This is a genomic window from Cytobacillus dafuensis, assembly GCF_007995155.1.
Classification (GTDB): Bacteria; Bacillota; Bacilli; order Bacillales; family Cytobacillaceae; genus Cytobacillus; species Cytobacillus dafuensis.
Genome location: NZ_CP042593.1, coordinates 3833710 through 3847171, shown reverse-complemented (window position 1 = coordinate 3847171; position 13462 = coordinate 3833710). Strand labels below are relative to the sequence as shown.

At 37.8% G+C, this 13462-nt stretch carries 9 protein-coding genes and 1 pseudogene; 8 read left to right on the top strand and 2 right to left on the bottom strand.

From position 1 onward, the window contains the following. Positions 1-43 precede the first annotated feature (43 nt). Genes FSZ17_RS18340 through FSZ17_RS18330 form a run of 3 tightly spaced genes read left to right on the top strand, consistent with a single transcriptional unit; the run spans position 44 to position 4903 of the window. On the top strand, positions 44-1072 hold the full coding sequence (locus tag FSZ17_RS18340) for a GlgC family sugar phosphate nucleotidyltransferase (RefSeq protein WP_057772318.1): 1029 nt from the start codon (positions 44-46) through the stop codon (positions 1070-1072). Beyond that, on the top strand, positions 1069-2520 hold the full coding sequence (gene glgA / locus FSZ17_RS18335; RefSeq protein WP_057772316.1) for a glycogen synthase GlgA: 1452 nt from the start codon (positions 1069-1071) through the stop codon (positions 2518-2520). Before FSZ17_RS18340 ends, glgA begins: the two co-directional genes overlap by 4 nt. Next, positions 2510-4903: a glycogen/starch/alpha-glucan phosphorylase gene (locus FSZ17_RS18330; protein ID WP_057772314.1), complete on the top strand. Its 2394-nt coding sequence runs from the start codon at positions 2510-2512 to the stop codon at positions 4901-4903. Before glgA ends, FSZ17_RS18330 begins: the two co-directional genes overlap by 11 nt. Positions 4904-5186: 283 nt before the next feature. On the opposite strand, the gene FSZ17_RS18325 is transcribed toward FSZ17_RS18330, so the two are convergent. Then, positions 5187-5939 carry a TraR/DksA C4-type zinc finger protein gene (locus tag FSZ17_RS18325; RefSeq protein ID WP_057772312.1) on the bottom strand — a complete coding sequence of 251 codons (753 nt, stop codon included), beginning with the start codon at positions 5937-5939 and terminating at the stop codon, positions 5187-5189. A gap of 245 nt (positions 5940-6184) precedes the next feature. On the opposite strand from FSZ17_RS18325, the pseudogene FSZ17_RS18320 reads away from it, so the two are divergent. Together FSZ17_RS18320 and FSZ17_RS18315 are read left to right on the top strand one after the other, a co-directional pair. Continuing rightward, positions 6185-7178 (top strand): annotated as a pseudogene (locus FSZ17_RS18320) (IS1595 family transposase). Positions 7179-7285: 107 nt separating this feature from the next. Further along, on the top strand, positions 7286-7657 hold the full coding sequence (locus tag FSZ17_RS18315) for a VOC family protein (protein ID WP_057772310.1): 372 nt from the start codon (positions 7286-7288) through the stop codon (positions 7655-7657). A 156-nt stretch (positions 7658-7813) separates the two neighbouring features. Here FSZ17_RS18315 and FSZ17_RS18310 read toward each other — a convergent pair whose 3' ends face one another. Further along, positions 7814-8743 carry a 1,4-dihydroxy-2-naphthoate polyprenyltransferase gene (locus FSZ17_RS18310; protein WP_057772308.1) on the bottom strand — a complete coding sequence of 310 codons (930 nt, stop codon included), beginning with the start codon at positions 8741-8743 and terminating at the stop codon, positions 7814-7816. 690 nt (positions 8744-9433) lie between these two features. Between FSZ17_RS18310 and FSZ17_RS18305 the strand changes: the two genes are divergently transcribed. The 3 genes from FSZ17_RS18305 to menH are packed head-to-tail and all read left to right on the top strand — an operon-like array spanning position 9434 to position 13436. Beyond that, positions 9434-10840, top strand: coding sequence for an isochorismate synthase (locus FSZ17_RS18305; RefSeq protein ID WP_057772306.1), 1407 nt, complete (start codon positions 9434-9436; stop codon positions 10838-10840). Beyond that, positions 10837-12588, top strand: coding sequence for a 2-succinyl-5-enolpyruvyl-6-hydroxy-3-cyclohexene-1-carboxylic-acid synthase (gene menD, locus FSZ17_RS18300; protein WP_057772304.1), 1752 nt, complete (start codon positions 10837-10839; stop codon positions 12586-12588). Before FSZ17_RS18305 ends, menD begins: the two co-directional genes overlap by 4 nt. Then, positions 12588-13436 (top strand): 2-succinyl-6-hydroxy-2,4-cyclohexadiene-1-carboxylate synthase, encoded by an 849-nt coding sequence (gene menH / locus FSZ17_RS18295; RefSeq protein ID WP_057772302.1) that lies wholly within the window; start codon positions 12588-12590, stop codon positions 13434-13436. The genes menD and menH overlap by 1 nt, the downstream gene beginning before the upstream one ends. The last annotated feature ends 26 nt before the right edge of the window (positions 13437-13462 follow it).

The following is a 13462-nucleotide window of genomic DNA, read 5'->3' as shown; positions in this document are numbered from 1 at the left end:
ACTTCTAAAAATTTACCATCGTTTCTAATAGGAGGGGTTTTGTTTGAAGAATCGTTTGCTTGGTGTAATTGATGCGACAACCTATCATGAAGAATTAGGAGAATTAATGATCCATAGGTCACTTGCTGCACTTCCCTTTGCTGGCAGGTACCGGCTCATTGATTTTGTCCTCTCTAATATGGTGAATTCTGATATTGAAAGTGTTGCGATTTTCCCGAAATTTCAATATCGATCCTTAATGGATCATTTAGGGTCAGGGAAAAACTGGGACCTTAATCGAAAAAGAGATGGCCTCTTCTTTTTTCCCTCTCCAATTGTTGATGGAGAGAAGCATGGAATCGGTTCCTTCAGTCATTTTGCAGCCAATCTCGATTATTTCAAAAAAAGCAGACAGGAATATGCACTCATTTCCAATTGCTATACAGTTTTTAATATGGATTTCAGGCCTGTACTAGACAGGCATATTCAAACAGGCTGTGATATTACGGAAATCCGCAAACATGGAAGATCATTAGAAATGTATTTAATTAAAACATCCTTGCTTATTGAGTTGATTCTAAAGAGGGATATGACCGGCTATTCTTGCATGCATGATGTCGTGTCAAGTTATCATCATTCCTATCAAATATGTACATATGAATATGAAGGCTATGCTGAAATGATTGATACGATTAATAAATATTTCACTATAAACCTAGATCTTCTTCAGCCCCATATATGGAAAAGTTTATTCTTAAGGGATCAGCCCATCTATACAAAGGTGAAAGATGAACCTCCTACAAGGTATTTAAAGGAGGCTTCTGTTCATCATTCAATGATAGCAAATGGATGTCAAATTGAAGGAACAGTTGAAAATTGCATCATTTCACGAGGTGTTAAGATCGGGGTAGGCTCAGTGGTAAGGAATTGCATTATTATGCAAAAGAGCCAAATTGGAGAGAATTGCCGTCTGGATTCAGTCATTTTAGATAAGGATGTCAAGGTGGAATCAGGCACACTGCTAAAAGGCTCAAACGAATCACCCTATGTCATTCGAAAAGGAACGATACAAGGAGCTCTGATGAATTCGTGAAAGTATTATTCGTTGTTTCAGAATGTGTTCCATTTGTTAAATCTGGTGGACTCGCTGATGTTGCTGGTTCTTTGCCAAAGGAGATTATTAAGCAGGGGACTGATATCAGGGTTATACTGCCGAAATATGGGTTGATTTTAAACGAATTTAAATCAAAAATGACTAAAAAAGCAGAATTTACAGTTAAGGTAGGATGGAGAAACCAATACTGCGGGATTGAAGAGATAAAGTATGAAGGGATTACCTATTATTTTATAGATAATGAATATTATTTTAATCGAGAAAAATTGTACGGAGATTACGATGATGGCGAGCGATTTGCTTTTTTTAACAGGGCTGTTTTGGATGCTCTTCCGTATATTCCGTTCTACCCTGATGTTATTCATTGTCATGATTGGCATACAGGGATGATTCCCTTCCTGTTAAGAGTTGAATATCAAGCAAAAAAAGGATATGAATTCATTCGAACTGTATTTACGATTCATAATCTGAAATTTCAGGGAATCATGCCGAAGGAAGCACTAGCTGATTTATTATGTCTTAGTGACCGTCATTTTCATGTTGATCAACTTGAGTTCTATGGCAATATTAACTTTATGAAGGGTGCGATTGTGGCAGCTGATAAAATTACAACAGTCAGCCCCACTTATAAGAATGAAATACAAATGGAGCATTATGGTGAAAATCTGCATCTTCTATTACAGCATCGGTCTTCTGATTTGGAAGGGATATTAAATGGCATTGATGAGACCATTTATAATCCTGAAAACGATTATTTTCTAACCGAAAGCTACCATCATAAAAATTTAAAAAAGAAATCGGCAAATAAGCTACATATACAAGAACAATTTGCTCTTCCGAAAGCTGCTAATATTCCTCTTATTGCCATGGTCACTAGACTGACAGAGCAAAAGGGGCTTGACCTCTTACGCTGTGTTTTTCAAGAGTTGATGTCAGATAACATACAGATGATGATTCTAGGTACAGGTGATGACCAATATGAACAATTTTTTAAAGAGATGGAGTTAGCCTATCCGAATAAATTTAGAGCATATATTGGCTTTGACGAAGGGCTTGCCCATCAGATTTATGCAGCAGCCGATCTTTTTCTGATGCCTTCAAAATTCGAGCCTTGTGGACTCGGTCAGATGATCGCAATGAAATACGGGGCCATTCCAATCGTTAGAGAAACGGGGGGACTGAATGATACAGTTCAGTCATTCAATGAAGGTACAGGGAAAGGAAACGGCTTTTCATTCAAGCATTTTAATGCTCACGATATGCTTTTTACGATACAAAGAGCACTTAGTTTTTATAGGGATGAATCCTGCTGGAACATGATTGTGAAAAATGCGATGACGATGGATTACAGCTGGGCACAGTCTGCTTATCAATATAACAGTCTTTACGCAGAAATCATCTCTAGGAGTGAAAGTCATGTTTTCTAATAAAGAAAATTTTAAACAAGCCTTTTTACAAAAGCTTGAGATGATGTGTGGAAAAAGCTTTGGAGAAAGTACAAAGCGTGATCAATTTTCTACCCTAGGAAATATGGTTAGGGAATATATTAGTACAGAATGGATTAACACAAATGAGTGTTACCGAACTTCAAAAGGAAAGCAGGTTTATTATTTTTCGATTGAATTTTTGCTTGGAAGGCTTCTCTATCATAATTTATTAAATTTAGGGATAGAGGATGTCGTAAAGGATGGCTTAAAGGATTTAGGGATTGATTTATGTGCTCTAGAGGAAATAGAGTCTGATGCTGGGTTAGGAAACGGGGGGCTTGGAAGACTTGCTGCTTGTTTTATGGACTCTTTAGCCTCGTTGAATTTACCGGGACATGGGTGCGGAATTCGCTATAAGCATGGATTGTTTGAGCAAAAAATTGTGGATGGCTACCAAGTAGAGCTGCCTGAGCAGTGGCTTCGGCATGGGCATGTGTGGGAAGTGAGAAGGGAAGATTTAGCAGTAAAGGTACCTTTTTGGGGAAGTGTTGATTGCAAGGAGGAAAATGGGGAGCTTCTTTTTCGCCATATAGATGCTGAAACAATTACAGCTGTTCCTTATGATATGCCGATTGTCGGGTATAAAACGGAAACTGTCAATACGCTTAGGTTATGGAATGCAGAGCCCTCTGCCTATCCAGTGCATAAAGATATATTAAAATATAAGAGAGATACAGAGTTAGTTTCAGAATTTTTATATCCTGATGATACGCATGACGAAGGAAAAATTCTGCGGTTAAAACAGCAGTATTTTCTTGTGTCTGCAAGCCTTCAGTCTATTATCCTCTCCTATAAAAAGCAGCATCAATGCTTACATGCTTTTCATGAGCACATAAGTATTCACATTAACGATACTCACCCCGTTCTTGCAATCCCAGAACTTATGCGAATACTGCTTGATGAGGAGGGCATGGGATGGGATGAGGCCTGGCATATAACTGTAAATACAATTTCCTACACAAATCATACTACATTATCAGAGGCATTAGAAAAATGGCCAGTCCGAATTTTTCAACCATTATTGCCGCGAATTTATATGATTGTAGATGAAATAAATGAGAGATTTTGCCAGCATCTGTGGGAGAAGTATCCTGGGGAGTGGAAGCGAATTGAGAGTATGGCCATTATTGCCCAAGATCAGGTGAAAATGGCTCATCTCGCACTTGTAGGAAGCTATAGTGTGAATGGTGTAGCTGCACTTCATACAGATATTTTAAAAAAGAGGGAAATGAATTCTTTTTATCAGATTTTTCCTGGAAAATTTAATAATAAAACGAATGGCATTACCCATAGAAGATGGCTGTTAAAAGCGAATCCACTTTTAGCAAGCCTTATTTCAGAGGGAATTGGGGATGATTGGATTTGGGAACCGAATAAGCTAATTCAATTAAGAAAATATGAGGAGGATCGCTCCTTTCTACAGCAGCTTTTCCAAGTGAAGCAGCAAAATAAGACAAGGCTAGCTAGTAGGATTAAGGAAAAGACTGGACTTGTAGTGGATACTGCCTCTATTTTTGATATCCACGTGAAAAGGCTTCACGCTTATAAAAGGCAGCTTTTAAATATTTTACATGTAATGTATTTATATAATAGGTTGAAAGAGGACTCAAGCTTCCAAATGCATCCACGCACGTTTATATTCGGTGCTAAAGCTTCACCAGGGTATTATTATGCCAAGAAAATTATTAAGCTCATTAACACTGTAGCAGATAAAGTTAATGAAGATGTGATGACTAAAGAAAAATTAAAGGTTGTATTCCTAGAAAATTATCGGGTTTCATCAGCTGAGGAAGTGTTTCCAGCAGCAGATATTAGCGAGCAAATATCAACTGCTAGTAAAGAAGCATCAGGAACTGGGAATATGAAATTCATGATGAATGGTGCTTTGACTGTTGGGACACTTGATGGAGCAAATGTTGAAATGATGGAAAAGGTAGGATCCGACCATTTATTTATCTTTGGCCTAACTGCAGAAAAGGTAATGGAATATGAACAGCAAGGCGGTTACCATTCACTGGATTATTACCATCATGACAAAAGGATACGTCAAGTAGTAGATCAATTAATAAATGGCTTCTTTTCTGATGTAGATGGTGAGTTTGAGCCAATTGTTGATTCATTGCTTATGGAAAATGATCAATATTTTGTACTTCGTGACTTCGATTCGTATGTAAATATTCAAAAACAGGCAGAAAGAACTTACGAAAATCAAGACCAATGGCTAAAGATGAGCTTAAGAAATATTGCTGCATCTGGCTATTTTTCCAGTGATCGTACAATACGTGAATATGCAGAAGACATCTGGAAAATAAAATCAATTTAGAGGCTTATTGAAAAAGCGGTTTTCGTCTTTGATGACTTTGTTCCTTTAAAATCGGGGTTTATGGTAATCAAAAGGCATCTTTGATGCCCGTCTCATGAAGAAAATGGGGTAGGCGGTAATCAAAAGCGATCATTGATGCCCGTTTCATGAAGAAAATGGCGCTCACGGTCATCAACACTATTCAATTGAAATTTTTATATAATAGTCCTAGAACATGGAACAACAATCTCTTAGGAAAGAGACATTATAAAAGAGCACCAATACTAAGGTGCTCTTCGTTCATTTATTCATTTTCTTCTACATATCCATCTGTTCGTCGATAATGTACATCTCCGAATGGTGTATCGCTGCCAACTTCATCAAGCATGGCTTCGTATTCTTCGTGTTTTTTCGAAGGAAAAATCATTCTTTCTGTCCCTTCTATGTTATTGGCGATGAATGTTTCATAATCCTCTGTGAAGCCTTCATCATCATGTCCTTCATTGTAAAGGGAGTTGTAGTCCTCATAATCGCCTCTTAAGTCAGATGGTGTTTCAGATGTTCCGTATCGCGCAACCTCTTGAAAGCTATCCTCATTATCAATGACTTCCCTGAATTGATGGTGCTGAAAGGCATTTCCATGAGCAGGCTCAAGGACATCTTCTTCTACTGGACGATCGCCCGGAACTCTTTGTTCTTGGCTATGTTCCTTACAATATAAAGTATAAGGAAGAGCTTCTAGGCGCTCAAAGGGAATATCATTGCCACACACTTTGCATTTTCCATATGAACGATCCTCCATTGCTTGGAGTGCCGCATTTACTTTATTGAGCTCGGAATCATGATGTTCTTCTAAGGCAAAATCCTTTGTTCTGTCATATAATTCAGAGCCCATATCTGCAGGGTGATTATCATAAATAGATAGCTCTCCAACTGTCTCGCGGGCATTTACTCCTTGAAGGCTGCCTTCTTTATTTCCATGTAGCTGTGATTCTAAAGAAGCTTTTTCCTCATTTAATTGCTGCTTAAGTTGGCTTAGTTGTTCTATCGTTAACAAACTAATCACTTCCTCATAAAGATCGTTTCCACTTTATATTGAAATTACATTCTCAGTGGTCATACTTATGAAGTTAGTATGAACCTTATTAATAAAATCATGACAATATAAATTTTTTTAGAAAAAGGCTTTGTAAAAGAATAATGTTGTTATTTGATTTTCTCGAACGGTTGTTCTGTAATAGGTAAACTAAAATTACCGAGAGCGAGTGAGTTTTAATGGTGTTAGCGGACATAATTAACTAAATCAGAAATCTTAGCCGAAGAGACCAGCAGCGATTGAAGGAGTTCTTTACAAACTCATTAGGGAGTGCAGCAGAAACAGAGTCTGTATTCAAAGATGTATCAGAACAGAAACACAAAGACGGCTACACCTGCACTCATTGTCAATCCACTAACGTCATTCGTTTCGGTAAATACCAAGTTAAAACTACAATCAATACCATTGAACGCCAAAGATACCGCTGCAAAGAGTGCTGTAAAACATTCACAGATATGACGAACACTCCTCTTCACAGAACACATATGCCGAGTAAATGACTTCAGTTTATCGAATGTATGATTGAGGGGTATTCCCTTCGAAAATCAGCTAAACTCATTGGTGCTCATTATGTGACGCTTTTTTATTGGAGGCATAAAATTCTAACTGCATTAAAGCAGATGGATTTTGAACTTTTTGAAGGCATAGTAGAAATGGATGAAACCTATTTTCTCTATTCCGAGAAAGGAAAACGGAATATCCAAGGACGAAAACAAGGTTACGCGGTGGGAGTTCAGAGTTAGAGGAATAAGCAAGGACCAAGTATGCGTTCTTGTAGCTAGAGACCGCCAAAAGAGAACGTTTTCCAGAACAATTGGAAAATGGCGGATTATAAAAAAGAGTTTGGACGAAGCGTTAGGTTCCAAGCTATCAATTCAAAATGTTCTATGTACGGATGCTTGGCGGGCGTTTATGACTTATACCAAAGAAAAAGGAATTGAGCATCATCGCTATAAAGCAAATGGTAGGGAGCGAGTTAAGGATTTATCATATCCAGAATGTAAATAGTTATCACAGCCGTTTAAAGAGCTGGATGAGCGTTTTAATGGTGTAGCGACTTATTTGAGCTGGTTCCAATTCTTAGACACCATCAAACATATAAAAGATAACTTTACGATAACCAAAATGGTTTTAGACAGTTGTTCTTTCTCAGTTAACATAACTTATGATAAACTAATGTTATCGGAATTTTCCGAATAATAGGAAGTTTATTGTTCCGTTAAAGGGCAGGTTAATTCAATAATCGGAAGGAAAAAGGTATATAGAAAGGGGACTATTTGATATACCGGATTAAAGGAGAGAAGGCTATGAGTAAATCATTTATTGAACAAGTACATTATATTAGAATTCCTGTAAAAGATTTAGAACTGTCTGCACAATGGTATAGAGATGTATTAGGGCTCAAGTTACTAAAAAATACTGAGGAACTTGCAATTTTAAAAGTAAATGAAGGACCTTTCTTACTTATCTTAGTTCCTACCGAAGATGAAACATTTGCACATTTTACAATTGATAATGAACAAGAATTTAGCATTGGCTTTACAAGTCCAGAATTATCTAAATTTCATCAACACTTAATTGATAATCAAGTTAAGGTCGAGGATATAATAGAAGATAATGGTCATGCATTTTTCCACTTTTATGACCCAAATGGTAATAAACTTCAAGTACACTGGTAAGATTATAATAAATAAATTACCTTATTTCATTAACTGGTGCTTTAACGGAATAAGAACGGGAACGTCCAATTCAGACGTTCCCATATTTTTTGCCTCAACTATTTAACAAAGCCTAGAAAAAAACCCCATGCAAAATGCATGGGATCATTCTAAATCTTATAATAAATATCCTATAAAGAGGCCAATTGATAATAAAAAACCAAAAATAGTGTTTGTCTGTGCTGTTGCCTTCATAGCAGGCATCATCTGTATTGGAACTGTTTTTCCAATAAATCCTTTTGTTGCTTTAATCGCTTTTGGAGCACTTAGAATGACAATTGCCAGCCAAGGTGAAATAATATTCATTGCAATAAGAATGAAAACCCATGCATATGAAATAATAAACATCCCAGCAAGCAAACGTATAGCTCTATTTCGACCTAATAAAATGGCAAGAGTTTTTCTCCCAAATTCCTTATCGCCATCTAAGTCACGGATATTATTCGATAACATAATGGCTCCAACTAGAATTAATATAGGAAAAGAAACTAATATACTTGTAGGTGTTATCGTTCCTGTTTGAATAAAGAAGGAAATCAGTATAATAATCATGCCCATAAAGAAACCAGATACAATTTCACCAAACGGGGTATATGCAATTGGCATTGGGCCGCCTGTATATAAATAGCCAACCAGCATACAAACGAGTCCGACAAGAGCAAGCCACCAGCTGCTGCTCATGCAAATATAAACACCAATTAATAAAGAAATCCCATAAAGGGCTAATGCCAAATTCAAGATCGTTTTTGGTTTAATGCCATCGCGAACAATCGCACCTCCAATTCCGACCGATTCTTCATTGTCGAGCCCATGCTTATAGTCATAGTATTCGTTGAACATATTAGTTGCTGCTTGAATAAGAAGACTAGCAATTAACATGGCAAATAATAATCCAAAATGGATTTCCGCTTCTTGAAGGGCTAAGGCCGTTCCAAGCAGGACTGGTACAAAAGAAGCAGTAAGAGTATGAGGTCTTGTTAATTGCCACCAAACCTTCCAGTTTTTCAAATTGGAAGGTGGAATATTTGTATGCATTTGTGTTTGCATAGAACTCTCCCCTCGTCGTCTATATTAAATATAAAATATGAATCCATAAGTGCTTTTCTTTGTCTAGCTCCAGCGCCTACCCCCTCGAGGTCACAAGCCAATCCTCTCATAAAGGTAAAGAGCACCTTTATGAGAGGCTCGTCTTGTGCTTGTCGGGGGTGAGCAAGGCGCTTCCGCTTTTCTATTTATCAAACCTATTTATTATAATGGATAAGGCTTGTAATGTCAAAATTGATGTATAGTTCTTCCCAACGATAAGTGTAAGTTGAGAGAAGCAACGTGTCAATGGTACGGAATAACAAAACATAATTTTAGTAAGATAACTTGTCTTAAATATGACTAGCTTTGACATATGAATGTAGTGAGGAGTATGTTAAAATAAGCTTGGAATATGTTTATCGCAGGTTAACGAGCAGTAAGTCCCCCATGTTAAAAAGTTTTTAGAAACAAAAATTCTTGGTGGGGAACCAACAGCCCGTAAAAGCCCGACGACGGACAGGATGTCCTAGTCAGGCGAAAGCCTCAGGACGTGGCGCTTTGAGCGTGATCAGTTCAACTAACAATCAGCAGGGATAAAGGCAGACCTAAAAACTAGACGGATTGTCACAAAGTTTGCACCAGTACGTAAATTGAGCTGGTAACTCCCACTGATTGAAGTTTCACTTTATCAGTGTTTTTGGAGGGATTTTTTTGGTTACGAAACAAGAAACGGAACTAAAAGAAGGGATCCTGGAAGCTATTGATAGGGCAAAAGCCTTATCTAAACCAGTTTTAGTTAGTGAAGTGCAGCAGATTAATCATATAGATCCTCTTACTTTTTTTACAGCAGGAGTAGAAGGCTTTTTTGGTGAGCGTTTTTTCTGGAAAGACCCTTCAGAGGAAACCTTTATCATCGGAATGGGAATATGTAACCAAATTCAATCGGATCAGGCAGCTGGCCGCTTTTTTCATGTAGAAAAAGAGTGGAAGCGCTTTATTAAAGATGCCATCATTTTTAATCGATTTAACTTGAATGGTATAGGTCCACTTATGTTTGGTGGATTTTCCTTTGATCCATTAAAAGAGAAAACCAAGCTTTGGTCTAAATATTCCGATTCGCTATTCCATATTCCTACTTTTATGTATAGTGTCATACAAGGAAAAGCCTTTTTAACAACAAATATCATTTGTACTCAACATGATGATTACACGCTTGTTGAGATCATTAATAAGGAAAGAAAAGCACTTTTTTCATCTATAATAAATGCCAAGAAACAAGATGGGCATCAACTAGTAAAAGAGATTGAAATCAATCCCGCGGAATGGAAAGAAACTGTTTCATCTGTTGTAAAGGAATTAAAACAAGGTCCATTAGAGAAGGTTGTTCTTGCTAGAGAAACTAGATTAATTTTTGACAAACAAGTGAAAGTGGAAAATGTCCTTGAACTATTGTTGAAGCAGCAGCAAGACAGCTTTATTTTTGCCTTTGAATCGAATGGGGATTGCTTTATTGGCGCCTCTCCGGAACGGCTAGTGAAAAAGACGGGGAATAACCTCTTTACTACCTGTCTTGCAGGATCGATTGCGAGGGGTAAAACAAAAGACGAGGATCAAATGCTTGGAGAAGAATTATTGAATGATCCCAAAAATTTAATCGAGCACCAATATGTTGTGAAGATGATAAAAGAGGCTATGGAAGAGGTTTGTGAGGAAGTCTCCTTACCTAAGGAGACTAATTTGCTGAAAATGAGAGATATTCAGCATCTTTATACACCGGTGGCAGGAGTAGCTAAAGAAGATACTTCTTTGCTTTTATTAGTTGACCGTCTCCACCCAACTCCTGCATTAGGAGGGCTGCCAAAGCAAGAAGCAGTAGAGAAAATCCGTGAAGTAGAGGAGCTCGATAGAGGATTTTATGGCGCCCCACTTGGTTGGATGGATTATCAGGACAATGGAGAGTTTGCTGTATCTATTCGGTCAGGCCTTATTCAGAAGGATGAAGCTTCTATCTTTGCCGGTTGCGGAGTTGTAAAGGATTCAAATGCAGACAGTGAGTACATTGAAACAAAAATAAAATTCCGACCGATGTTGACGGCTCTTGGAGGTAATCATAAATGAATCATCAAGAAATATTAACCTCTTATATCGCTGCTTTTGTATCAGAATTAGTAAATATCGGGGTAGAGGATGTTGTGGTGAGTCCTGGTTCAAGGTCTACCCCTATGGCAATGGTAATGGCTGAGCATCCTGAGCTTCGTGTACATATTCATGTGGATGAGCGTTCGGCTGCCTTTTTTGCTTTAGGAATGGCAAAGGCCTCTAAAAGGCCTGTCGCTATTCTATGTACATCAGGGACAGCAGCAGCAAACTACTTCCCTGCTATTGTGGAAGCAAATATTGCAAGAGTGCCACTCATTGTTTTAACAGCTGATCGCCCTCATGAATTAAGAGATGTTGGTGCTCCACAAGCCATTGATCAAGTTCACTTATATGGAAATCATGTTAAATGGTTTGTTGAAATGGCGCCGCCAGAGAATTCTAAAGACATGATTCGGTACGTGCGTACGATTTGTGCTAGGGCAGCTTCTACAGCTAAACGTTCTCCAGCAGGGCCAGTACATTTGAATTTTCCTTTTAGAGAGCCATTAATTCCGCAATTGGACACGGCGGACCTTTTTGAGTTAACTGAGCGCTCGGCCGGATATGTCAGCATTCAAGCTGGAGAATATAAGCTAACAAATGAGGAGTACAGAGAAATTGGAGAAAGCCTCCGTTCCTATAAAAGAGGAATTATTGTTTGTGGATCAATTGAGGCGGAAGGCTTTAATGATGCAGTCATCGCCTTAGCAGAAAGGCTTCAATTCCCTATTCTTTCTGACCCGCTATCTCAATTAAGAAGTGGAAGCCATAGTGGAACATATATTATTGATACATATGACACCTTTTTAAAAAATGAAAAAGCAAAGCAATTTTTAAAGCCAGATGTTGTCATTCGCTTTGGTGCAGTGCCAGTGTCTAAGCCTTTAACCATTTTTCTAAAAGAAAATAGTGATGTACGACAATTTGTCATTGATGGTGGAGCTGGATGGAGAGATCCAGGAATGGTGTCTTCAGAAATGGTTTATTGTCATGAAACAGATTTTTGCCGTTCGATTATTTCTTATATTAATAAAGACAACAGTCTTTCCTATTTTGAAAAGTGGGAAAAAATAAATCAATTAACGCGAAAGAATTTAGCAAAAGTTAATGAAATAGATGTATTAAGTGAAGGAAAACTATTTTATCAGCTGACTGAAAGACTGCCTGAAGGTGCTACATTATTTGTTGGAAACAGCATGCCGATTCGAGATTTGGATACTTTTTTTCATTTTAATCATAAATCAATAAGAATTATGGCTAATCGTGGAGCGAATGGAATTGATGGTGTCATTTCAACTGCTTTGGGTGCGGGGACATTCTTACAGCCGCTTTATTTAGTATTAGGGGATCTTACATTTTTCCACGATCAGAACGGTTTAATCGCAGCGAAGCAATTTGGAATCGATATTAATATCCTTTTAATCAATAATAATGGCGGAGGAATATTCTCGTTTCTGCCGCAAGCAAGCCATCCAAAAAACTTTGAACAGCTTTTTGGGACACCATTGGATTTAAAATTCCAGTCTGTCGTAGAAATGTATGGCGGACATTATGAGTTAATAACTAGCTGGGAGCATCTTTCTTCCTCAATAAATGCAAATAAAGAAAAGCCAGGTTTAAAAGTAATGGAAATTACAACAAACCGAGATAATAATATTCAAGAGCATCGAGAATTATGGGACGCGGTTTCCCGGGAAATAAGTCAATTATTGGATGGCAAATGCTGATGAATTTTGTCATCAACGGCATTCGCTATCATGTTGAAATATGGGGAAATCCTATAGGCCGACCTTTATTGTTGCTTCATGGGTTTACAGGTAATGGAGCATCTTGGCGTGAGTTTGAAACGCAATGGCAAGATTATTCCTATCTCATTTCTGTTGATATTATCGGTCATGGAAAAACGGACTCACCTAAAGAATTACATAAATATGAAATTGAATCAGCAGCAAGCGATTTATACACTCTGTTAGAAGAAATGAAGATTGAGCAGACGGATTTGCTTGGCTATTCGATGGGTGGCAGGCTAGCTTTAACTTTTGCTTTACTATATCCTGAAAAGGTAAGAAAACTAATACTAGAAAGCTCTTCACCAGGTCTTGAAACGGATATGGAAAGAGAAGCACGTCGACTTCAGGATGAGAAGCTGGCAAATCGTATTCAAGTGCAAGGAATCGAGGAGTTTGTCGATTATTGGGAAAACATTCCCCTTTTTGAAAGCCAAAAGAGGCTACCTGAAATGATCCGTCGTAAATTAAGAATGGAAAGATTAATGAACTCAACAGTTGGGTTAATGAACAGTCTTAAAGGTATGGGTACTGGCTCACAGCCATCCTGGTGGGGGAAACTCGAAAAATTGACAGCACCAGTCCTATTCATCACTGGAAGTATTGATGAAAAGTTTTGCCGAATTGCAGAGAGAATGCAAAAAGAAGTAAAAAATGGCGAATGGATTACAGTTGATGATTGTGGACATGCAATTCATGTGGAGAAACCCAAAATATTTGGTACAATAGTAAGAGAATTCTTGTCACATGAAATAGGGAAGAAGATTTCATCCACTTATCATGAGTGATGAGAATTAGTGATCTAACCTATATA

Excerpts from the sequence above, each read along its gene's own strand:
- FSZ17_RS18330 (WP_057772314.1), top strand. The coding sequence starts at position 2,510 with ATGTTTTCTAATAAAGAAAATTTTAAACAAGCCTTTTTACAAAAGCTT.
- FSZ17_RS18315 (WP_057772310.1), top strand. The coding sequence starts at position 7,286 with ATGAGTAAATCATTTATTGAACAAGTACATTATATTAGAATTCCTGTA.
- FSZ17_RS18310 (WP_057772308.1), bottom strand. The coding sequence starts at position 8,743 with ATGCAAACACAAATGCATACAAATATTCCACCTTCCAATTTGAAAAAC.
- menD (WP_057772304.1), top strand. The coding sequence starts at position 10,837 with ATGAATCATCAAGAAATATTAACCTCTTATATCGCTGCTTTTGTATCA.
- menH (WP_057772302.1), top strand. The coding sequence starts at position 12,588 with ATGAATTTTGTCATCAACGGCATTCGCTATCATGTTGAAATATGGGGA.